Origin of the sequence: Pseudomonas sp. Marseille-Q5117 (assembly GCF_946901175.1) — a bacterium.
Classification (GTDB): Bacteria; Pseudomonadota; Gammaproteobacteria; order Pseudomonadales; family Pseudomonadaceae; genus Aquipseudomonas; species Aquipseudomonas iranensis.
Genome location: NZ_CAMPPP010000008.1, coordinates 182,331 through 204,315, shown reverse-complemented (window position 1 = coordinate 204,315; position 21,985 = coordinate 182,331). Strand labels below are relative to the sequence as shown.

Here is a 21,985-nt window from a genome sequence, read left to right as displayed (position 1 = left end):
TTGAACGAAGCGCACAACGCGCGGCATTATACATGCCGTGCCTTACTCTCAAGAGCGCAATTTCCTCAGGTTGTGTCCGCGTATGACAGGCGAAATGAACATCCTCCCGCTGCCGCCCACCGTGCCGGCGAGCGCTCGCCCGCAGATGGGTGAACTGCTCAAGCTGCTGACGCCGGTCGAGGGCCTGATAGGCGCGGGGCAAAGCGCCAAGGCTGAGGTGTTGTCGCTCAAGCAGGCCGATCAGACCTTTGAATTGCTGCTCAAAGTGACCCTCGACAGCGGCCGTCAGACCACCGTGCAGGCCAGCAGCAACCTGCCGTTGCCACAGGGCACCAATCTGGCGATCACTCAGCCGTCGGCCGGCAATCTGGCGATCACCGTACAGCAAGCGATCGCCAGCAGCGTCGCCACCCTGACCCGCATCGATACCGCGCAATTGCCCGCCGGCACCTTGCTGCAAGGCAAAGTCGTGACCTCGCAAGCCCTGCCGCAGACGCCGGGGCAAGCGGCGGTATTTCGCTCGATGGTCACTCTGCTTAATACCGCATTGAGCGGCAGCACCTTGACCGTCGACAGCCCGCAGCCGCTGCGCATCGGCACCTTGTTGTCGGCGCAGGTGCAGGATGCGCAGACCCTCAAATTCGTGCCACTGAGCAGCCGTCAGGAACAACTGGCGGTGAGTCAGCAATTGCTCGGTCAGCAAAGTCGCCAGGGCTCGCTCGATGGCCTGCTGAAGATGTTGCAAAATCTGCCACCGGCGACTGACCAGACCTCGGCCGATCTGCGCGCGGTGGTCGACAAGCTGCTCGCCAGCCTGCCGGACGTGCAGCAAATGAGCACCGCCAAAGGCGTGGCGCTGGCCTTGGCCAATAGCGGCGCGTTCCTTGAAGCGAAATTGCTCGGCGGACAAAATCCTACGCTCGCCCCGGACATGAAGGCCGACCTGCTCAAACTGATCGCGCAACTGACCCCGGGCCTGCCGAGCAACACCAATTTCAATGCGATCATCGCTGCCAACACCTTGGCGCAGGCGCTGCCGAGTTTCGTCCGGAACGCCCTCGGCACCCTCGGCCAGGTCAGCGCCAAACCGGTGCCGAGCAGCTTCCCGTTGCCCGAACGACTGTTGGCAAAACTGGAAGGCGAAGGTGATCTCGAACAACTGCTGCGCCTCGCCGCCGCAGCGGTGTCGCGCCTGCAAAGCCATCAGTTGTCGAGCCTGGAACAGACCGGCGTCACCGACGATGGCCGCCTGCTCAGCACCTGGCAGCTGGAAATCCCCATGCGCAATTTGCAGGACATCGTGCCGTTGCAGGTCAAGTTCCAGCGTGAAGAAGCGCCGGAGCGCGAACCGCAGCCGCACGAACGCCGCGATGAGCGCGAAGCCAAACAGCAACTGTGGCGCGTCGATCTGGCCTTCGATCTGGAACCGCTCGGGCCGATGCAGATTCAGGCGCAACTGATCGCCGGCAGCCTGTCCAGTCAGTTGTGGGCTGAGCGTCCGTACACCGCTGACCTGATCGAAAACAATCTGTTTGCCTTGCGCCAGCGCCTGCTCGATTCCGGGCTCAACGTCGGCGACCTCGACTGCCACCACGGCACGCCGCCGCAAGGCAACCAAACCCGCCTCGAACACCGCTGGGTCGACGAAACCGCATGAACGATTCCACTGCCCCACGCCAGGCCATCGCCCTCAAATACGACGGCAACCACGCCCCGACCCTCACTGCCAAGGGCGACGAGGAACTGGCCGAAGAGATCCTGCGAATCGCCCGCGATTACGAAGTGCCGATCTACGAGAACCCTGAACTGGTGCGCCTGCTGGCGCGGATGGAACTGGGCGACAGCATCCCCGAAGAGCTCTATCGCACCATCGCCGAGATCATCGCGTTTGCCTGGAACCTGAAGGGCAAATTCCCCGAGGGACAGGACCCGAACGCGCCGATGGTCGAGAAGGACATCACCGCACGCGGGGATGATTATTGAGGTTTCAAAGACGCCTTCGCGAGCAGGCTCGCTCCCACATTCGACCGTGATCAAATGTGGGAGCGAGCCTGCTCGCGAATAACGCTTTTGATCTTGCTTGCCGCTTGAAGCCTGAAGCTTCTAGCTGCCCTTGTGCAACTTGCGCATCAACTCCGCCTCAGCCTGGGTCAACCCGCACGACTGAGTCAGTTCATCGACACTCGCGCCCATGCCCACCAGTTTCGCCGCCTGGGCGAATGACAGGCTCGACGGGTCGCGTTGTTCCAGTGCAACGATCTTGTCCGGCAACGGGCTTACCACCGCGCGCAACTCGTGCAGGGCCTCGCCCATGCGCACGTTGCCGTTCTGGTAGTCGTCGACGCGTTTGGCCAGGTCCTTGATGCGCTGATCACGCAGCGCATCACCCTGGGCCTGCTGCGCAGCGATCACTCGCTGCGCCTTGATGTACGAGACGAACATCGCCAGCGTGCCGGCCCAGAACAGGAACAGAACAATTACCGCAACCTCGAGAATCAAATCAGATGCTCTCCAGTTCCGACCACTCTTCTTCGCTCATCATCTTGTCCAGCTCGACCAGGATCAGCAACTCGTTGTTCTTGTTGCATACGCCTTGGATGAACTTGGCCGACTCTTCGTTACCGACGTTGGGTGCGGTTTCGATTTCCGACTGACGCAGGTAAACCACTTCGGCGACGCTGTCGACCATGATGCCGACGACTTGCTTGTCGGCTTCGATGATGACGATACGGGTGTTGTCGCTGATCTCGCCGCTGTGCAGGCCGAAGCGCTGACGGGTGTCGATCACGGTGACCACGTTGCCGCGCAGGTTGATGATGCCCAGCACGTAGCTCGGTGCACCCGGTACCGGCGCGATCTCGGTGTAGCGCAGCACTTCCTGCACGCGCATCACGTTGATGCCATAGGTTTCGTTATCCAGTTTGAAGGTCACCCATTGCAGGATCGGATCTTCAGAACCTTTTGCATTCGACGCCTGACTACTCATACCCTGACCCCTCGAAAAAACCGCCCCGGGCGGTGTGTGTTCTGTGTGGTGGCACTGGAAAATGCCATCGCCTGATTGTTATGTCGGCTGCTATGTCGGTTTATGTAGCGGCTTGTTGCCACTCAAGTGCTTTGCCCCGCCGCTGGCGATCAACTCGGCCAGTGCGGATACGTCAAGCAATGCACACATGTGCTCGATCACGGTGCCGGCGAGCCATGGCCGCTGACCCCGGTGACTTCTCCATTTGATTTCATTCGGGTCCAGGCGCAACGAGCGGCTGACCTGATGCACCGCCAGCCCCCACTCGTAACCTTGTACCGAAATCACGTATTGCAGGCCCTGCCGGAAGTCATCGCGGTAACGATCCGGCATGACCCAACGCGCGGTGTCCAAGACTTTCAGATTGCCGGCCTGGCTCGGCAGAATGCCGAGGAACCACTCCGGCTGGCCAAACAGCGGCGTCAGCTCGTGGCCGGCCAGCGAATAGATCGAGCCAAGGCACACCAGCGGCACCGCCAGGGTCAGCCCGGCAACATCGAACAACAAGCATTCGAAGGCTTCGGCAGCCCAGGCCGGACGGCCATCGGGCTCGACCGGTGGCGGCGGGTTGTTCGGCGGCAGGTGCACTTCGACCAGCGGAGGGACCAGCACCTGCGGCTCAGCAATCTGCGGCGCGGGTTCTGGCTCCGGTTCGGGTTCCGGCACGGTCAATAATTGTGTTTGCAGCAGCGGCGCCAGTGTCGACAGTGGCGCACGCGGTTCATCGATCAGCGCCACCGGTGCTTTGGCCACCGGGGCAGCAGCGGGCGCGGCGACCGGGCCGGCAGATTTCTGCGCGTCACGGGCCTGCTCTTCCAGCACCGCGGCCTGGAACTCGTCCATGGCCTCGGTGCTTTCCACCACATCAGGCTGCGCCGGTTCGACGACTGGCGGCAGCGCTTCGACCGGCGCAGGCAAGTCCTCGGGCAAGTCGAGCAGCAGGTCTTCCAGATAGGACTGCAAGGCCTGTTGCGGACGTGACGTGAGTTTCACTGGGCGGTTCATCGGTGATCAGCGCCTGACAGGGAAACCGCGTTGTCTGCTTCGCGAGCAGGCTCGCTCCCACAGGGTTCGGGCAAACAGATCGAAATCATCTCAGGCCACCTGCGGAACAAGTTGCTGCGCGAGCAGCCGCTTGAGCAGCGCGCGGTAGGCCAGCACGCCACGACTCTTGCCGTCGAATTGCGAAGGCGTGACGCCCGCCCGGCTGGCGTCGCGCAGACGAGTATCGACCGGGATGTAGCCGTGCCAGATGTCGTCGGGGAATTTGTCACGCAGCACGCGCAAGGTGCCCATCGACGCCTGCGTGCGGCGGTCAAACAGGGTCGGCACGATGCTGAACGGCAACGGCTGTTTGCGCGAGCGATTGATCATCGCCAGGGTGTTGACCATGCGCTCCAGACCTTTCACGGCGAGGTGCTCGGTCTGCACCGGGATCACCAATTGCTGGCTCGCCGCAAGGGCGTTGACCATCAGCACACCGAGCAACGGCGGGCTGTCGATGATCGCGTAATCGAAGTCCTGCCACAGTTGCGCCAGACTCTTGGCGATCACCAGACCCAAGCCACTCTGCCCCGGCGACTGGCGCTCAAGGGTGGCCAGTGCGGTGCTCGATGGCAGCAGGGAAATGCGTTCGTCGCTGGTCGACAACAGCAACTGCCCCGGCAGGCCGTGCGGCACGCTGCCCTTGTGCAGAAACAGGTCGTAGTTGCTGTGTTCCAGGCTGTCGGGGTCGTAGCCGAAATAGCTGGTCATCGAGCCGTGCGGGTCGAGATCGACCACAACCACGCGCTTGCCCGCCTCGGCCAGCAATCCGGCTAAAGCGATGGAGGATGTGGTTTTACCGACACCACCCTTTTGATTGGCGACTGCCCAGACTCTCATTCAGTTCGTTCCTCCCGGCCAGGTTGATTGACCGAGACATGCTTCAGCGTGTTAATGCGGGCGACGGAGAATTGACGGCACTCTCGCGTCCCGGCGTCTTGACCGGGGTCGGTGCAGTTTGTGTGCCAGCGCGCTTCAACGCCGCGTCCGGTTGCGCATTGGCGGTTCCGGTGCCCGTCAGGCTGCGGCGCACATCGAGATTGCGCGACACCACCAGCACCACACGACGGTTCTTCGCCCGGCCTTCGACCGTGGCGTTGTTGGCCACTGGCTGGAATTCGCCGTAGCCCACCGACGCCAGTCGCCCAGGGTTCACGCCCTGCATGGCGAGCATCCGCACGATGCTCGCCGAACGCGCCGAAGACAGTTCCCAGTTGGTCGGGTACTGCGCGGTGCGGATCGGTTGATCGTCGGTGAAGCCTTCGACGTGGATCGGGTTGTCGAACGGTTTGAGGATGGCCGCGACCTTGTCGATGATGTTGAACGCGATGTCGCTCGGCATGGCGTCGCCGCTGCCAAACAACAGGCTGGAATTGAGCTCGATCTCGACCCACAACTCGTTGCCGCGCACGGTCATCTGGTTGGAGCTGATCAAATCACCGAAGGCGGCGCTGATGTCATCGGCGATGCTTTTCAGCGGGTCGCTGGCCCCGGAAATACCGGCGTCGACCTGCTCGGCATCCTTGACCAGCGGCTTGGCCGGGGTCACGGTTTTCGGTCGTTCGTCGCCGATCGGAATCGGTTTGAGCGAGCGATCGGAGTCGGTAAACACGCCGATCAGCGCTTCGGAAATGACTTTGTACTTGCCTTCGTTGATCGACGAGATCGAGTACATCACCACGAAAAACGCGAACAGCAAAGTGATGAAATCCGCGTAGGACACGAGCCAGCGCTCGTGATTGACGTGTTCTTCCTGGTGGCGACGACGAGCCATGAGGTTATTCCCTTAATCCATGAAGCCTTGCAGCTTCAACTCAATGGAACGAGGGTTTTCACCTTCGGCGATCGACAGAATTCCTTCCAGCAACATTTCGCGATAACGCGACTGCCGCAACGCGATGGACTTGAGCTTGGCCGCGACCGGCAAGAGGATCAGGTTGGCACTGGCCACGCCATAGATGGTCGCGACGAACGCCACGGCAATGCCGTTACCCAGTTGCGACGGATCGGCGAGGTTGCCCATCACGTGAATCAGGCCCATCACCGCACCGATGATGCCGATGGTCGGCGCGTAGCCGCCCATGCTTTCGAACACCTTGGCCGCTTCGATATCGCGGGATTCCTGAGTGTAGAAATCCACTTCGAGAATGCTGCGAATCGCCTCCGGCTCGGCGCCGTCGACCAGCAGTTGCAGACCTTTGCGCGAGTAGCTGTCAGGTTCGGCGTCGGCCACGCCTTCGAGGCCGAGCAAGCCTTCCTTGCGCGCCGTAAGGCTCCAATTGACCACGCGGTCGATGCCGCCGGCCAGGTCGACACGCGGTGGAAAGAAGATCCAGCCGAGAATCTGCATAGCGCGCTTGAACGCGCTCATCGGCGATTGCAGCAGCGCAGCACCGACCGTGCCGCCCAGCACGATCAGCGCTGCCGGGCCGTTGGCCAGCGCGCCGAGGTGGCCGCCTTCAAGGTAGTTGCCGCCGATGATGGCGACGAACGCCATGATGAGGCCGATAAGGCTGAGAACATCCATCAGATACACGCCTCGACGATGTGCTTGCCGATGTCGTCCAGACCATACACGGCGTCAGCCAGATCGGCTTTGACGATGGCCATCGGCATGCCGTAGATCACGCAGCTTGCTTCGTCCTGCGCCCACACCGAACTGCCGCCCTGCTTGAGCAGACGCGCGCCTTCGCGGCCGTCGGCGCCCATGCCGGTCAGCACCACTGCCAGAACTTTGTCGCCGTAGGACTTGGCTGCAGAACCGAAAGTGATGTCCACGCACGGCTTGTAATTCAGACGTTCGTCACCCGGCAAAATCTTCACCGCGCCACGGCCGTCGATCATCATCTGCTTGCCACCCGGCGCCAGCAGCGCCAGGCCCGGACGCAGGATGTCGCCATCCTCGGCTTCCTTGACGCTGATGCGGCAGAGTTTGTCGAGACGTTCGGCAAACGCTTTGGTGAACGCCGCCGGCATGTGCTGGATCAACACGATCGGCGCCGGGAAGTTCGCCGGCAACTGCGTCAGTACGCGTTGCAGCGCAACCGGGCCGCCCGTCGAAGTGCCGATGGCAACCAGTTTGTAGGCTTTGCGTTTCGGAGCCGGCGACGAAGCGCTGGCAGCGGTTGCACGGGCAGGCGCTGGCGCAGGCGCCGGACGTGCCGGGACAGGGTTGCTGTGGCTCGTGTGGCTGCCGTAGCTCGACGCTGCCGGAGCAGGCGTCGGCGCTGGCGCAGCGGCGGGAGCCGGCGCGCTGTAGGCACTGAAACGACGATTGCTGCGCGAGATGCTGTGGACTTTCTCGCACAGCAGTTGCTTGACCTTCTCGGGGTTGCGCGAGATGTCTTCGAAATTCTTCGGCAGGAAATCCACCGCGCCGGCGTCCAGCGCATCGAGGGTTACCCGCGCGCCTTCGTGGGTCAGCGAGGAGAACATCAACACCGGGGTCGGGCAGCGTTGCATGATGTGCCGCACTGCCGTGATGCCGTCCATCATCGGCATCTCGTAGTCCATGGTGATCACGTCAGGCTTGAGGGCCATGGCCTGATCGATCGCCTCTTTACCGTTGGTGGCCGTGCCGACCACCTGGATGCTCGGATCCGCCGAAAGAATTTCCGAGACGCGGCGGCGGAAAAAACCCGAATCGTCCACCACCAGGACTTTGACTGCCATAAACACTCCATTAGGTGCAGCGGCGCGTCATCGCGCCGCCGCCCCGGATTCAAATACGCTTTGTGGCGTAACGCTTGAGCATGCTTGGAACATCGAGAATCAGCGCAATGCGGCCGTCACCGGTGATGGTGGCGCCGGACATGCCCGGAGTTCCCTGGAGCATTTTGCCCAATGGCTTGATGACCACTTCTTCCTGGCCGACCAGCTGATCGACGACGAAGCCGATCCGCTGTGTGCCCACCGAAAGAATCACCACATGGCCTTCGCGCTGCTCTTCGTGAGCGGCGGAGCTGACCAGCCAGCGCTTGAGGTAGAACAATGGCAGCGCCTTGTCGCGCACGATCACCACTTCCTGACCGTCGACGACATTGGTGGTCGACAGGTCGAGGTGGAAGATTTCGTTGACGTTGACCAGCGGGAACGCGAACGCCTGATTGCCAAGCATGACCATCAGCGTCGGCATGATCGCCAGGGTCAGCGGCACCTTGATGACGATCTTCGAGCCCTGGCCCTTGGTCGAGTAGATGTTGATCGAACCGTTGAGCTGGGAAATCTTGGTCTTCACCACGTCCATGCCGACACCACGGCCGGACACGTCGGAGATCTCGGTCTTGGTCGAGAAACCCGGGGCGAAGATCAGGTTGTAGCACTCGGTATCGCTCAGGCGATCGGCCGCGTCCTTGTCCATCACACCGCGTTTCACCGCGATCGAACGCAGGACGTTCGGGTCCATGCCTTTGCCATCGTCGGAGATCGACAGCAGGATATGGTCGCCTTCCTGCTCGGCCGCCAGCACCACGCGACCGCCACGGGCCTTGCCCGATGCTTCGCGTTCTTCCGGCGACTCGATGCCGTGGTCGACGGCGTTGCGCACCAAGTGGACCAGCGGGTCGGCAAGAGCCTCGACAAGGTTTTTGTCGAGGTCGGTTTCTTCACCCACCAGTTCCAGGTTGATTTCTTTCTTGAGCTGACGTGCGAGGTCGCGAACCAGACGCGGGAAGCGCCCGAAGACCTTCTTGATCGGCTGCATCCGCGTCTTCATCACGGCGGTCTGCAGGTCAGCGGTGACCACGTCGAGGTTCGACACGGCCTTGGACATGGCTTCGTCGCCGCTGTTGAGGCCCAGGCGCACCAGACGATTACGCACCAGCACCAGCTCGCCGACCATGTTCATGATCTCGTCGAGCCGCGCGGTATCGACGCGCACGGTGGTTTCTGCTTCGCTGGCCGGTTTTTCTGCCGGTGCAGCGGCTGGCGCACGGGCCGGAGCCGGTGCAGCAGCGGCGGCCGGTTTCGGCGTCTCGGCTTTCGGTTCAGGCTTGGCGGCAGGTTTCGGCACAGCAGCGGCAGCCGGAGCTTTCGCCGTTGGCGTGGCGACGCTCGACGCAGAGCCGGCAGTCGCAGCGCTAGCGTCAAACTTGCCTTTGCCGTGCAATTCGTCGAGCAGCGATTCGAATTCGTGATCGCTGATCAGGTCACTGCCGGCCGCAGCGGCTGCCGGTGCAGCAGGTGCGGCCGGGGCCGAAGCGATGGCCGATTCCAGCGCGTCAACGGCGAAGTTGCCCTTGCCGTGCAACTGATCGAGCAAGGCTTCGAATTCGTCGTCGGTGATGTCCGAGCTGTCGCCCGCAGCAGGCGCGGCCGGAGCAGCCGGCGCTGCTGGTGCCGCCGGAGCGACCGCATCCACAGCAAACTGGCCTTTGCCATGCAGTTGATCGAGCAGCGATTCAAATTCGGCGTCGGTGATTTCATCGCTGGCCGCCGTGTCGGCAACCTGCGCGGGCGCCACGGCAGCGGCCGGGGCCTCGGCCTGGGCCTTGACGGCATTCAGCGAGTCCAGCAGTTGTTCGAATTCGTTATCGGTGATGTCGTCCGATGCGCTTTCGGCGACCGGTTCTTCCACCACTTCCACTGGCGCGGCAACGGCTTCATCCGCCGATTGCGGTTCGGCCAGACGCGCCAGCGCGGCCAGCAGTTCCGGCGTGGCAGCGGTGATCGGTGCACGTTCACGGACTTCGCTGAACATGCTGTTCACCGCGTCCAGTGCTTCGAGCACCACGTCCATCAGTTCTGCATCAACGCGACGCTCACCCTTGCGCAGGATGTCGAACACGTTTTCGGCGATGTGACAGCACTCCACCAGCTCATTGAGCTGAAGGAAGCCGGCGCCCCCTTTTACAGTGTGGAAACCGCGAAAAATTGCATTGAGCAGATCTGCATCATCCGGACGGCTTTCCAGCTCGACCAGTTGTTCGGACAGTTGCTCAAGAATCTCGCCGGCCTCAACCAGGAAATCCTGAAGGATCTCTTCATCGGCGCCGAAGCTCATTAATGGGGTGCTCCTACAGGTCTAAAAACCCAAAAAACCCGAATTCCGAAACTCTAGAATCCAAGGCTGGATAACAAATCGTCCACATCGTCCTGACCGGACACAACGTCTTCTCGTTTATCGGCATGAATCTGCGGACCTTCACCCTGCGAGAGATGTTTTTGTGGATCTTTTTCAGCAAGCATTGCGGCGCGGTCATGTTCGATGCCCGCAAAGCGGTCGACCTGACTGGCCATGAGCACGAGTTTGAGCAGATTGCTTTCGACTTCGGTGACCAGTTGGGTCACACGCTTGATCACTTGACCTGTGAGGTCCTGGTAATCCTGAGCCAGCAGGATGTCATTGAGGTTGCTCGACACCGCACGGTTGTCCGTGCTGCTGCGTGACAGAAAACCGTCGACCCGGCGCGCCAGTTCGCGGAACTCTTCAGCCCCGACCTCGCGACGCATGAAGCGGCCCCAATCGGCGCTCAACGTCTGCGCTTCATCAGCGAGACTGTTGACCACCGGCGTGGCGCTTTCCACCAGATCCATGGTGCGGTTGGCCGCGGCTTCCGTCAGCTTGACCACATAGCCCAGGCGTTCGGTGGCGTCGGTGATTTGCGACACTTCCTCGGCCTGCGGCATGTGCGGATCAATCTGGAAATTGACGATCGCACTGTGCAGTTCACGTGTGAGCTTGCCCACTTCCTGATACAGGCCGCGGTCACGGGTCTGATTGAGCTCATGGATCAGTTGCACCGCGTCGCCGAACCTGCCTTTTTCAAGGCTCTCGACCAGTTCGACCGCGTGTTTTTTCAGGGTCGATTCGAAATCGCCCTGTGATGATTCGTTATGCTCCATAGCTCCCCCGCGCATTCATCAGCCGATGCGTTCGAAAATCTTCTCGATTTTGTCTTTCAACGCTTGAGCCGTGAAAGGTTTGACCACGTAACCGTTCACACCGGCCTGGGCGGCCTCGATGATCTGCTCGCGCTTGGCTTCAGCAGTCACCATCAACACCGGGAGGTGCTTGAGTTTTTCATCGGCGCGCACGTGACGCAGCAGGTCGATACCGGTCATGCCCGGCATGTTCCAGTCCGTTACCAGAAAGTCGATGCTGCCGCTGTTGAGCACCGGAATGGCAGTGGTGCCATCGTCGGCCTCGACGGTGTTGGTGAACCCAAGATCGCGCAGCAGGTTCTTGATGATCCGCCGCATCGTTGAGAAGTCATCAACGATGAGGATTTTCATGTCTTTGTTCAATTCGACCTCCAAGCAGTCTTAAACGCGCCCAGCACCTGGACGCGCCACTTCAATCAATCGGCGCAGCACTTAAAGTTTGTCTGGAGCACAACGGATCGAGACCGGCGCCGTTCATCACCGCACCAGCCTCGTTTCGCAGTGTCCCCACACTGCCTTCAGCGCGCTCGCCACTCCCCCAAACGCCCCCGCAGACGGGCCGCGCACTGGCTGTGTAACTGGCTGACCCGCGATTCACTGACGCCAAGGACTTCACCGATTTCCTTGAGGTTCAGCTCTTCGTCGTAGTACAGCGCCAACACCAGTCGCTCACGCTCCGGCAAATTGGCAATCGCGTCCGCCAGCGCCGCCTGGAAGCGTTCATCTTCCAGATCGCGTGACGGCTCCATATGAGCACTCGCGCCATCCTCGTGCAGCCCTTCGTGTTCGCCGTCCTGCAACAGGTCGTCGAAACTGAACAGGCGACTGCCCAAGGTGTCATTCAGAATCCCGTAGTAATCGTCGAGACTCAATTGGAGTTCGGCCGCAACCTCGTGATCTTTAGCGTCACGGCCGGTTTTAGCTTCAATCGAGCGAATCGCGTCGCTGACCATCCTGGTATTACGGTGAACCGAGCGTGGCGCCCAATCCCCTTTGCGCACTTCATCGAGCATCGCGCCGCGGATTCGAATGCCCGCGTACGTTTCGAAACTGGCGCCTTTGCTGGCGTCGTATTTGGTCGAGACTTCGAGCAAACCGATCATCCCGGCCTGGATCAGGTCTTCGACCTGCACGCTGGCCGGCAGGCGCGCCAGCAAGTGATAGGCAATGCGCTTGACCAGTGGCGCGTAGCGCTCGATCAATTCGTATTGCGCGTCACGCGCCGACTTTTTGTAAAGATTCATGCCACTGGCGGTCATATCACAGGCCCTGCGGTTTGCTGCACGAGACGCTCGACGAAAAATTCCAGATGCCCGCGCGGGTTGGCCGGCAGCGGCCAGGTGTCGACCTTCTGGGCGATGGCCTTGAAGGCCAGCGCGCACTTGGAACGGGGAAAGGCTTCGTAGACGGCGCGCTGCTTCTGCACTGCCTTGCGCACGCTTTCGTCGTACGGCACGGCGCCGACGTATTGTAGGGCGACGTCGAGGAAGCGATCGGTGACCTTGGTCAACTTGGCGAACAGGTTGCGCCCTTCCTGCGGGCTCTGCGCCATGTTGGCCAGCACGCGGAAGCGGTTCATGCCGTAGTCGCGGTTGAGCAACTTGATCAGCGCGTAAGCGTCGGTGATCGAAGTCGGCTCGTCGCAGACCACCAGCAACACCTCTTGCGCGGCGCGTACGAAACTGACTACCGAGTCACCAATACCCGCAGCGGTGTCGATCACCAGCACGTCGAGATTGTCGCCGATGTCGCTGAACGCCTGGATCAGGCCGGCGTGTTGCGCCGGGCTCAGGTGCACCATGCTCTGCGTGCCGGAGGCCGCCGGCACGATGCGAATCCCGCCTGGGCCCTGCAACAGCACGTCGCGCAGTTCGCAACGGCCTTCGATAACGTCGGCCAGTGTGCGCTTGGGTGTCAGCCCCAGCAGAACGTCGACGTTCGCCAGGCCCAGGTCGGCGTCCAGCAGCATGACCCGACGGCCAAGCTCTGCCAGCGCCAGCGACAAGTTCACTGACACGTTAGTCTTGCCGACGCCACCTTTGCCGCCGGTCACCGCGATCACCTGTACGGGATGCATGCTGCCCATGTTATTTCTTTACCTTGTCTTGCATAGACGGAGGCCACATTACTGGCTGCGCGTTCCTGATCGGAACAATGCGTGGCAGACCATCGATGTAGGTACAAAAACTGTTCATGATTACCTCAGCCAACCTGCTTGGTCGGGCTGTGATAGATATCAGCGAACATGTCAGCCATGGCTTCTTCGCTGGGTTCTTCCTGCATTTGCACGCTGACGGCGCGGCTGACCAGTTGATGACGGCGCGGCAGATGCAAATCATCCGGAATCCGTGGGCCATCGGTCAGATACGCGACCGGCAATTCATGACTGATCGCCAGGCTCAACACTTCGCCGAGACTGGCCGTTTCATCCAGTTTAGTCAGGATGCAGCCGGCCAGCCCGCAACGCTTGTAACTGTGATAAGCGGCGGTTAGAACCTGTTTCTGGCTGGTGGTTGCCAGGACCAGATAATTTTTTGAGCGAATGCCACGCCCGGCCAGGCTCTCAAGCTGCATGCGCAACGCCGGATCACTGGCTTGCAGCCCGGCAGTATCGATCAAAACCACGCGTTTGCGTAGCAGTGGATCCAATGCCTGCACCAGCGACTGACCTGGATCGACGTGCGTTACCGGCACGTTGAGGATGCGCCCGAGGGTTTTCAGTTGTTCCTGCGCGCCGATGCGGAAGCTGTCCATGCTCACCAGTGCAACGTTCTGCGCGCCGTACTTGAGCACGTAACGCGCGGCGAGCTTGGCCAGCGTGGTGGTCTTGCCCATGCCGGCGGGGCCAACCATGGCAATCACACCGCCCTCTTCCAGCGGCTCGACTTCCGGTACGGCGATCATCCGCGCCAGGTGCGCCAGCAGCATGCGCCAGGCCTGACGGGGTTCTTCGATATCGGTGATCATCGCCAGCAGATCGCGCGACAGCGGGCCGGACAGGCCGATGCGCTGCAGACGGCGATACAGATTGGCCTGGGCCGGACGGCTGCCTTGCAGCTGATTCCAGGCCAGGGTGCCGAGCTGAACTTCCATCAGCTCGCGCAGGCTGTTCAATTCAAAACGCATCGAATCCAGCGCACGCGGATCGACACCCGCCGAGGCCTGCGCAGGCGCTGCGGCCGGGCGCGTCGGGGCGGCGTAGGTCGGCTCGCTCAGTGGTTCGGCAGCAGTCAGCGGCAGGCCTGCGGTCAACGGCAGCCCGGCGAACAACTGCTGATTGGTGTTGCCGTCGGCTTCGCCACGCAGGCTCAGCTCGGCCTGGGCGGTGACGATGCGCGACTGGGTCTTGCGCAGCTCGTCTTCGAGTTCCATGTTCGGAACCCGTGGCGCCAGCGCCGACAATTTGTAATCCAGAGCCGCCGTCAACTCGACGCCGCCGGCAATGCGGCGGTTGCCGATGATGGCGGCATCAGCGCCCAGCTCATCGCGAACCAGCTTCATGGCCTGACGCATATCGGCGGCGAAAAAACGCTTAACTTGCATAAACCACTACCTCAGCCGTTGGGCCCTACTGTCGCAACGATGGTCACTTGCTTGTTGTCCGGTACTTCCTGGTAGGCCAGTACATGCAGCCCTGGCACTGCGAGGCGACCGAAGCGCGAGAGCATCGCGCGAATCGGGCCTGCTACCAGCAGGATCACCGGTTGGCCTTGCATTTCCTGCCGCTGGGCCGCTTCGATCAACGAACGCTGCAGCTTCTCGGCCATGCTCGGCTCCAGCAGAACGCCCTCTTCCGAGCCTTGTCCTGCCTTCTGCAGACTATTGAGCAATATCTGTTCCAACCTTGGTTCCAATGTGATTACAGGCAGCTCGGACTCAGTGCCTACAATGCTTTGGACGATTGCACGGGATACGCCGACCCGCACAGCGGCGACCAGCGCGGCGGTATCTTGACTCTTGGCAGCGTTGTTCGCGATCGCCTCGGCAATGCTGCGAATGTCGCGCACCGGCACGTGCTCGGCGAGCAGCGCTTGCAGGACCTTGAGCAACTGCGACAGCGAAACCACGCCCGGCACCAGCTCTTCCGCCAGTTTCGGCGAGCTCTTGGCCAGCAATTGCATGAGTTGCTGCACTTCCTCGTGGCCGATCAGCTCACTGGAGTGCTTGTACAGAATCTGGTTCAAGTGGGTGGCGACCACGGTGCTCGCATCGACCACGGTGTAGCCGAGCGATTGCGCCTGGGCGCGCTGGCTGATTTCGATCCACACCGCCTCCAGGCCGAAAGCCGGATCTTTGGCGTTGATCCCGTTGAGCGAGCCGTACACCTGGCCCGGATTGATCGCCAGTTCGCGATCCGGGTAGATCTCGGCCTCGGCGAGGATCACGCCCATCAGCGTCAGGCGATACGCGCTCGGCGCCAGATCAAGGTTGTCGCGGATGTGCACGGTCGGCATCAGGAAGCCCAGATCCTGCGAGAGCTTCTTGCGCACGCCCTTGATCCGCGCGAGCAATTGCCCACCCTGATTGCGGTCCACCAGCGGAATCAGGCGGTAGCCGACTTCCAGGCCGATCATGTCGATCGGCGTAACGTCGTCCCAGCCCAGCTCCTTGGTTTCCATGGCGCGGGCCGGCGACGGCAGCAGTTCCTGCTGACGCTTGACCTCTTCCAGCGCCACAACCTTGGCGACGTTCTGCTTCTTCCAGAACAGGTACGCGCCGCCCGCAGCCAGCGCCGCCATGCTCAGGAAGGAGAAGTGCGGCATGCCTGGCACCAGGCCCATCACCGCCATCAAACCAGCGGCCACGGCCAGCGCTTTCGGCGAGGCGAACATCTGGCGGTTGATCTGCTTGCCCATGTCTTCCGAGCCGGAAGCACGGGTTACCATGATCGCCGCTGCTGTAGATAACAACAGTGATGGCAATTGCGCCACTAAACCGTCACCGATGGTCAGCAAGGCGTAAACCTTGCCCGCATCGCCGAAGCTCATGCCGTGCTGGAAGATACCAACCGCCATGCCGCCGATGAGGTTGATGAACAGAATCAGCAGGCCGGCGATCGCGTCACCACGGACGAACTTGCTGGCACCGTCCATCGAACCGTAGAACTCCGCCTCTTGGGCGACTTCCTGACGGCGCGACTTGGCTTGATTCTGGTCGATCAGGCCGGCGTTGAGGTCGGCGTCGATCGCCATTTGTTTGCCAGGCATCGCATCGAGGGTGAAACGCGCGCTCACCTCCGAAATCCGCCCGGCACCCTTGGTCACCACGACGAAGTTGATGATCATGAGGATCGCGAAGACCACGATACCGACCACGTAGTTACCGCCGATCACCACCTCACCGAAGGCCTGAATCACCTTACCGGCGGCGGCGTGGCCGTCCTGACCGTGGAGCATCACCACCCGCGTCGAGGCCACGTTCAACGCCAGACGCAGCAGCGTCGCCACCAGCAGAATGGTCGGGAACACCGCGAAATCCAGCGGCCGCAGCGCATACACGCAGACCAACAGGACGACGATGGACAGGGCAATGTTGAAGGTAAAGAAAACGTCGAGCAGGAACGGCGGTACCGGCAACATCATCATCGCCAGCATGACCAGCAGCAACAACGGCACGCCCAGATTGCCTCGACTGAGATCGGCAACGTTGGTGCGTGCTGTATTGAATAACTGAGTGCGATCCACCGGTTTTCCCCGTTCCTTTAAAGCAAACTTTTGACGCCCCGAACGGGCGCAGGGCGGCTATTGCAAGAAGCTTTCCAACTTTTGCCCAAGCAGAAAAGATCGCAGCCTTCGGCAGCTCCTACATGGATTTACATCTCCTGTAGGAGCTGCCGAAGGCTGCGATCTTTGTTTTTAAACGACGAGTTTAAAAGACACCTGCCGACACGGTCTCAAGGCTACAAATCCTTGCGCCATTGCCTACAGCCAAGCCAGAATCCGCCGGCTTGTGCGCTTTGGGGTCGGATTCTATTGTGGTCCGGTCGCTGACGAATCAGCGACCGGGTTTAGCGACTCGGACCATCTCAGTGCATCAGCGTTCGTGGCTTCGTTGTGGGACTCTTCGCCCGCAATTACGTTATGGCGGCTGTATGCGGGAGACCTTTGGGTCTACCGGGGTGCCTGTGACCGGTTCGCTAACCTGCGTACAGCTGCCACCTTCTTCTGTTTAGCGACAGGCGAAAGTGGCTCCATTACCTCAGGAGCTTCACCATGATCAAACCAACACCCAACCCACCCGAAACCGACCCCACCTCTCCCTACGAATCCCTCGACTCAAAAAACTCCACCAAGCCGCCGACCGCGCCCTCGACCACTACCTCTGCCCGCCCGGCTCCACCCCGCCGCCGTTCAGCCCGCGCCATGTACGCCGTCACCGCCGATACAAAAAACGAAGATCTGCTAGCCAACGCCTGCGAAACCCTCGCCTCCGCCAAAACCATCGCTCAGGAATTCGCCGGACTGGTGAAACCATCCCAGCGCCGGACGCTATGGGGATCGCGCAACTGATCATGCTCGGGGAATTGGCAGTGAATCGGGTGCTGGATAATCTGGAGTTGCCACAGTAGATCTGCCCAATGATCGTTCCCACGCTCCCGCGTGGGAATGCAGCCCGGGACGCTCTGCGTCCCTTCCAAAGCCGAACGCGGAACATCCACTGAAGCCCCCCCTCAGCTGCGCATGAGAACGATCAAAAAACCTGCATTACACGCCGAACCCGTGGGAGCGAGCCTGCTCGCGAAAGCTGACCACCAGGCGACACATCTCCACGGCACATAAAAACGCCCCCCCCACCAACCATGATGGCGGGCCTCCTTCCCTCATCGTCCGACCCGACCACCCGTCGGAAACCCATCGACACCTGTCAGATCTGACAGGTGCGCAACCGGCAATTAAGCGCTCTGATGATGCCTGACCCTTCACACCGTTCAGGAGCCACCGTCATGAGCACCAATCAAACATCCGACAATACCGTATTGGCGCTGCTGCCACCTCGCGCTCCCGAAGCGACCACCCCGGTGAATGGCGCTCATTATGGTGTTCCCAAACATGTGTACGACCTCGAACCCATGGGCCTGACCATCGCCGTCGACCCTCCGCTTGCCGGTACGGTGCAAGCAGACGACGTGATACGACTGGTCTTGAACAACGCTCCTACCGAGGCGACAAAGACCATCCGGGCTGGCGAGGAGAACAAGGTCCAAACCCTTTACCTGCCCAAGGGCCTGTTGCTGACGGACCGCGTTAACACGCTCGTTTATACCATCACCCGCGCCAGCCAGAACATCGGCACATCAACACCAGTGCTGACCTTGCTGTACAACGCCATTCGCCCCGGCATCGAGGATCGCACGCCGGGTGACCGCGCCCATTCCGAACTGCAACTGATCCTGCCGCAGGACGTAATCGACGACGGCATTGATGCCGAGCGCGCCAAACAAGGCGTGCAAGTATGCTTTGCCTACCCCTACTGCCGCGCCTATGACGTGATCCGCTTGAACTGCAACGGCAAGGATGTCGTGCGCATTGTCGCCCCCGGTGAAGCGCCTGCCTCCCCGTCTGCCGAGCGGACAACAATTTGCGTAATGGTCGGGGAAGAGGTGTTTCAGCAAGCGGGCGACAACCCGGAGTTTGTCTTTTCCTACACTGTCACCGATGAGCTCGGCAACGGGCCGGATACCGACTCGCCATACTCGGGCACGGTTGAAATCGATGTGCACCTAAAGGAACCGCGACTGGTCGCCCCCGATCTGGCCGAAGATCCGGACGATCCGAGCGATGACCCAAGCATCATCGACCTGACGAAACTTGCCAGCAACGATCTCACCGTGCTGGTGCATGCGTTCGCCCCGCTCTGGCAGCCCAACGACAAAATCCGCGTGATCTACACCGCCACCCAACCCGACACCGTTGTCGTGTCGCACACCGTTGAGGCTGATGTGGTGCGCATCCCCTTCACCTACAAACTGCTGGTGCCCAACGCCAAAGTCATCGCTGGCAGCGTGGTGCGAGCGAAATATGAGCTGATTCGCGGTGGGCAGATCATCGCGACATCCAACACCACCAAAGCCGATGTTATCGGCGAAGGCACCCTTAAGTTGTTGCCACCGTTTCTCGTGTCACCGGCGGTGCAACCGATTTATGTACTGGCCTATCCGAACGGGGTGACCATGCGCATCGAGTTCCTTGATGCACTGCCGGGAGATCGTGCGCGCCTGGTGGAAGTCAATCCGCCAGCGGGCTCGCCGCAGTTCCCATTGGTGGCGTTCAACAGCAATAAACGGGTGAATACGGTGTTGAGCCAGGCGTTTCTGGCGGCGCGGCATGGCAAGGAAATTACCCTGCGCTGGAACCTCAATCGCAATGGAGGGCAGGCTGGGAAATCACCGGTTGCGACGTTTAGTGTATTGAAGGTTTCGGATGGAGATCCGCGATTGCCTGCATTTAGAATTGACGAAGCTAATGGTGCAACCCACGTACTTGACCTTAAAGATTTTCAGGGGAACTGTACCGTTTCAATAGCGCCTAGCCCTTTGATTATAGCGGGCCATTATCTATGGCTCGATATAGTTCTAAATAAATCCTCTGCGCAGCCCATTGTTATCCCCCTTGCACGGGGAGACATCATAAACACCGAAGAACAAAACACTGGAGTGCGCAGGATTCTACTCCGGTCCGATTTAGAAAACCTGCAGCATGAAAGCACACTAGAGTTAGTACCAAAAATATTCTTTAGCTCAAACCCCACTGAAGAACACTCTACGAAGTTACCAACAACGGATTACATCCTTCACAATCCAACCTTGTTTATTGAAGAAGACTTTTCCAACGTTGCAAGCCACAAACTGAACGTAGGACAAAGTATCAACATTGGAACAATGACACTCACAAACATTCGTGAGGATAGCGTTTCTGGGGATTATACCGGAATAGGACATCCACTTACCGTGGGCTGGGGAAGTCAATGTCTAAAAATCCGAGACACTATAAAAATAGACTTAAATGGAAAAACCGCGACAGAAATCGACTGGACTGTACTAAACAGTCAGACCAATAACGGCATCACCTTTTACAACGCTGCAGGAATACCCATACACTCTGTAGCCGATCTAACGATAGTCCCAATAAAATTACCAAACAACTTAAAATTTTCCTCCCTCATAATAACCACCCAAATAGTCCCTGGCACCGGAGGTTTGCGAGACTACTTAGACATTGACAACATAAAAATCACCCTATCCAACTAGCACTTCACAACAAGAGGAAGGACAGAAAAGGGGACGGATCTATTTTTACCCTTCTTTAAAGCAAATTCAAGACGTTCCGAGCGGGCCCACGGAGGCTATTGCAAGACCCCTTCCAACTTTTGCCAAGGAATGAAACAGGAAGGGATAAACACGCCCCCTGTAGGAGTGAGCCTGCTCGCGATAGCGGTGTGTCATCCAGCAAATTCTCCAACTGACACTCCGCTTTCGCGAGCAGGCTCGCTCCCACAAGGAAAGCATTTCATGTGAGGAAATGAATGCATTCCAAATGTGGGAGCGAGCTTGCTCGCGAAGAGGCCTTCAAATCCGAAACAATTTTTCGACTTAAACGAATCCGTTTAAAAGACACCTCCAGACACGCCTTTCAAACTACAAATCCTTGCGCCATTGCCTACAGCCAAGCCAGAATCCGCCGGCTTGTGCACCTTGAGGCCGGGTTCTATCGTGGTCCGGTCGCTGACGAATCAGCGATCGGGTTTAGCGACTCGGATCTTGAATAGGTGCATCAGCGTTCCATGCTTTGTCGCAGGCTCAATGCCTGAGACTTCGTTATGGTGGCTGTATGCGGGAGACCTTCGGGTCTGCCGGGTGCCTATAACCGGTTCGCTAACCTGCGTACAGCCGCCACCTTCCTGTTTAGCGACAGTGTCTGGGCGGCTCCACCCTTATAGGAGCTTCACCATGATCAAACCAACACCCAACCCACCCGAAACCGACCCCACCTCCCCCTACGAATCCCTCGATTCAAAAAAACTCCACCAAGCCGCCGACCGCGCCCTCGACCATTACCTCTGCCCACCCGGCTCCACCCCACCACCCTTCAGCCCTCGCGCCATGTACGCCGTCACCGCCGACACCAAAAACGAAGACCTGCTGGCCAACGCCTGCGAAACCCTCGCTTCCGCCAAAACCATCGCCCAGGAATTCGCCGGACTGGTCAAGCCATCGCAACGCCGGACGCTGATGGGGATTGCGCAACTGATCATGCTCGGAGAATTGGCGGTGAATCGGGTGCTGGATAATCTGGAATTGCCGCAGTAGCGCGGCGTCACGATGATCGTTCCCACGCTCCGTGTGGGAACGATAAGCGCAGTATTCGGCTACTGCGCAGTCAGCATCTGTTTGGCCGTGATAGTGCCGAAACCCAATTGATTGCGATCAACATACTTCACACCTCGAAGCACCGATTGGCCTTCAACCTCGACGAAATCCTCGTTCATGTACATGAGCACGACTTTGGTCAAAGGTGCAGTGACATCAGGAGCGGCGAGGTCACTTTGCAACAGGTTTAACGCCCAATGAAACTGCAAGAGGGGTAAATCTGCGATCCCGATCGTTCGACTTTCATCCACCAGTCGCAAATCCCTGCTTGCAGTGATACGCAACTTTTGCCCGAACACCTCAAACGCAGGCTTGCTGTAGCGCACCGCCAAATCCACACCCGTGGCCCATTGATCCATGTAATAACGTGGCGAGGTGAACAGTTCGAACAAGTCCATTTTATCGCGAATATTTCCTGCGCTATCGAACAGGTAGTTATAAGAATAGTGGTGCGCCAAGCCGTCCAGTTCAGGCCTGATGGCGTTAACCGGGTTGTTCAGGTAATCAGGGATATAAACGTTAGCCATCTGCACGAAGTGAGTGAAATCCAGATCGAGGTCAAAGCTCACCGTGTAACGTATGGATCGCTCCTTTGGGTTTTCCTCCAACTGCCCTGAAACGTAGTCCAGCGTCATTCCTTCAAGTTTTTTATAGATTCGCTCTGCCAT

Annotated in this window: 19 protein-coding genes and 1 pseudogene; 5 read left to right on the top strand and 15 right to left on the bottom strand. The window is 59.8% G+C overall.

Annotated features, from left to right (window positions below):
- The first annotated feature begins 82 nt into the window (after nucleotides 1-82).
- The gene (locus OC605_RS15395) at nucleotides 83-1,657 is read left to right on the top strand and encodes a flagellar hook-length control protein FliK (RefSeq protein ID WP_123442834.1); all 1,575 of its coding nucleotides are present in this window, start codon (nucleotides 83-85) and stop codon (nucleotides 1,655-1,657) included.
- Nucleotides 1,654-1,983 (top strand): EscU/YscU/HrcU family type III secretion system export apparatus switch protein, encoded by a 330-nt coding sequence (locus OC605_RS15390; protein ID WP_016770586.1) that lies wholly within the window; start codon nucleotides 1,654-1,656, stop codon nucleotides 1,981-1,983. The genes OC605_RS15395 and OC605_RS15390 overlap by 4 nt, the downstream gene beginning before the upstream one ends.
- Before the next feature lie 120 nt (nucleotides 1,984-2,103).
- Here the strand turns inward: OC605_RS15390 and OC605_RS15385 are convergent, their stop codons facing one another.
- The 14 genes from OC605_RS15385 to flhA all read right to left on the bottom strand — a co-directional run bounded on the left by OC605_RS15385 (nucleotide 2,104) and on the right by flhA (nucleotide 16,635).
- Nucleotides 2,104-2,499: a DUF2802 domain-containing protein gene (locus OC605_RS15385; RefSeq protein ID WP_137216006.1), complete on the bottom strand. Its 396-nt coding sequence runs from the start codon at nucleotides 2,497-2,499 to the stop codon at nucleotides 2,104-2,106.
- A 1-nt stretch (nucleotide 2,500) separates the two neighbouring features.
- Complete coding sequence (locus OC605_RS15380) at nucleotides 2,501-2,986, bottom strand: chemotaxis protein CheW (RefSeq protein ID WP_016771050.1); 486 nt, start codon at nucleotides 2,984-2,986, stop codon at nucleotides 2,501-2,503.
- 90 nt (nucleotides 2,987-3,076) lie between these two features.
- Complete coding sequence (locus OC605_RS15375; protein WP_130902402.1) at nucleotides 3,077-4,030, bottom strand: CheW domain-containing protein; 954 nt, start codon at nucleotides 4,028-4,030, stop codon at nucleotides 3,077-3,079.
- Nucleotides 4,031-4,120: 90 nt separating this feature from the next.
- Nucleotides 4,121-4,909, bottom strand: a complete 789-nt coding sequence (locus tag OC605_RS15370; protein ID WP_262137972.1) for a ParA family protein — start codon at nucleotides 4,907-4,909, stop codon at nucleotides 4,121-4,123.
- A 43-nt stretch (nucleotides 4,910-4,952) separates the two neighbouring features.
- Nucleotides 4,953-5,843 carry a flagellar motor protein MotD gene (motD, locus tag OC605_RS15365; protein WP_016771054.1) on the bottom strand — a complete coding sequence of 297 codons (891 nt, stop codon included), beginning with the start codon at nucleotides 5,841-5,843 and terminating at the stop codon, nucleotides 4,953-4,955.
- Nucleotides 5,844-5,855: 12 nt separating this feature from the next.
- The gene (locus tag OC605_RS15360) at nucleotides 5,856-6,596 is read right to left on the bottom strand and encodes a flagellar motor protein (RefSeq protein ID WP_016771055.1); all 741 of its coding nucleotides are present in this window, start codon (nucleotides 6,594-6,596) and stop codon (nucleotides 5,856-5,858) included.
- Entirely contained in the window at nucleotides 6,596-7,741 is a 1,146-nt protein-coding gene (locus OC605_RS15355; RefSeq protein WP_130930097.1) for a chemotaxis response regulator protein-glutamate methylesterase, read from the bottom strand. The genes OC605_RS15360 and OC605_RS15355 overlap by 1 nt, the downstream gene beginning before the upstream one ends.
- A gap of 49 nt (nucleotides 7,742-7,790) precedes the next feature.
- On the bottom strand, nucleotides 7,791-10,070 hold the full coding sequence (locus OC605_RS15350) for a chemotaxis protein CheA (protein ID WP_130887173.1): 2,280 nt from the start codon (nucleotides 10,068-10,070) through the stop codon (nucleotides 7,791-7,793).
- Nucleotides 10,071-10,123: 53 nt separating this feature from the next.
- A complete protein-coding gene (locus tag OC605_RS15345) occupies nucleotides 10,124-10,912 on the bottom strand; it encodes a protein phosphatase CheZ (protein ID WP_042607546.1) in 789 nt (262 codons plus the stop codon).
- Between the two features lie 18 nt (nucleotides 10,913-10,930).
- On the bottom strand, nucleotides 10,931-11,302 hold the full coding sequence (locus OC605_RS15340) for a chemotaxis response regulator CheY (RefSeq protein ID WP_024012118.1): 372 nt from the start codon (nucleotides 11,300-11,302) through the stop codon (nucleotides 10,931-10,933).
- Between the two features lie 167 nt (nucleotides 11,303-11,469).
- Nucleotides 11,470-12,210 (bottom strand): RNA polymerase sigma factor FliA, encoded by a 741-nt coding sequence (gene fliA, locus OC605_RS15335; RefSeq protein ID WP_016771059.1) that lies wholly within the window; start codon nucleotides 12,208-12,210, stop codon nucleotides 11,470-11,472.
- Complete coding sequence (gene fleN, locus OC605_RS15330) at nucleotides 12,207-13,037, bottom strand: flagellar synthesis regulator FleN (protein WP_016771060.1); 831 nt, start codon at nucleotides 13,035-13,037, stop codon at nucleotides 12,207-12,209. The genes fliA and fleN overlap by 4 nt, the downstream gene beginning before the upstream one ends.
- 116 nt (nucleotides 13,038-13,153) lie before the next feature.
- Nucleotides 13,154-14,494 (bottom strand): flagellar biosynthesis protein FlhF, encoded by a 1,341-nt coding sequence (gene flhF / locus OC605_RS15325; protein WP_024012117.1) that lies wholly within the window; start codon nucleotides 14,492-14,494, stop codon nucleotides 13,154-13,156.
- An 11-nt stretch (nucleotides 14,495-14,505) separates the two neighbouring features.
- Nucleotides 14,506-16,635 carry a flagellar biosynthesis protein FlhA gene (gene flhA, locus OC605_RS15320; RefSeq protein WP_016771062.1) on the bottom strand — a complete coding sequence of 710 codons (2,130 nt, stop codon included), beginning with the start codon at nucleotides 16,633-16,635 and terminating at the stop codon, nucleotides 14,506-14,508.
- Nucleotides 16,636-17,163: 528 nt separating this feature from the next.
- Between flhA and OC605_RS15315 the strand changes: the two are divergent.
- The 3 genes and pseudogenes from OC605_RS15315 to OC605_RS15305 all read left to right on the top strand — a co-directional run bounded on the left by OC605_RS15315 (nucleotide 17,164) and on the right by OC605_RS15305 (nucleotide 21,257).
- Nucleotides 17,164-17,519 (top strand): annotated as a pseudogene (locus OC605_RS15315) (DUF6124 family protein).
- Nucleotides 17,520-17,894: 375 nt separating this feature from the next.
- Nucleotides 17,895-20,198 carry a hypothetical protein gene (locus tag OC605_RS15310; protein WP_262137967.1) on the top strand — a complete coding sequence of 768 codons (2,304 nt, stop codon included), beginning with the start codon at nucleotides 17,895-17,897 and terminating at the stop codon, nucleotides 20,196-20,198.
- Nucleotides 20,199-20,897: 699 nt separating this feature from the next.
- Nucleotides 20,898-21,257, top strand: a complete 360-nt coding sequence (locus OC605_RS15305) for a DUF6124 family protein (RefSeq protein WP_042610027.1) — start codon at nucleotides 20,898-20,900, stop codon at nucleotides 21,255-21,257.
- 59 nt (nucleotides 21,258-21,316) lie between these two features.
- Here the strand turns inward: OC605_RS15305 and OC605_RS15300 are convergent, their stop codons facing one another.
- A complete protein-coding gene (locus OC605_RS15300; RefSeq protein ID WP_262137965.1) occupies nucleotides 21,317-21,985 on the bottom strand; it encodes a hypothetical protein in 669 nt (222 codons plus the stop codon).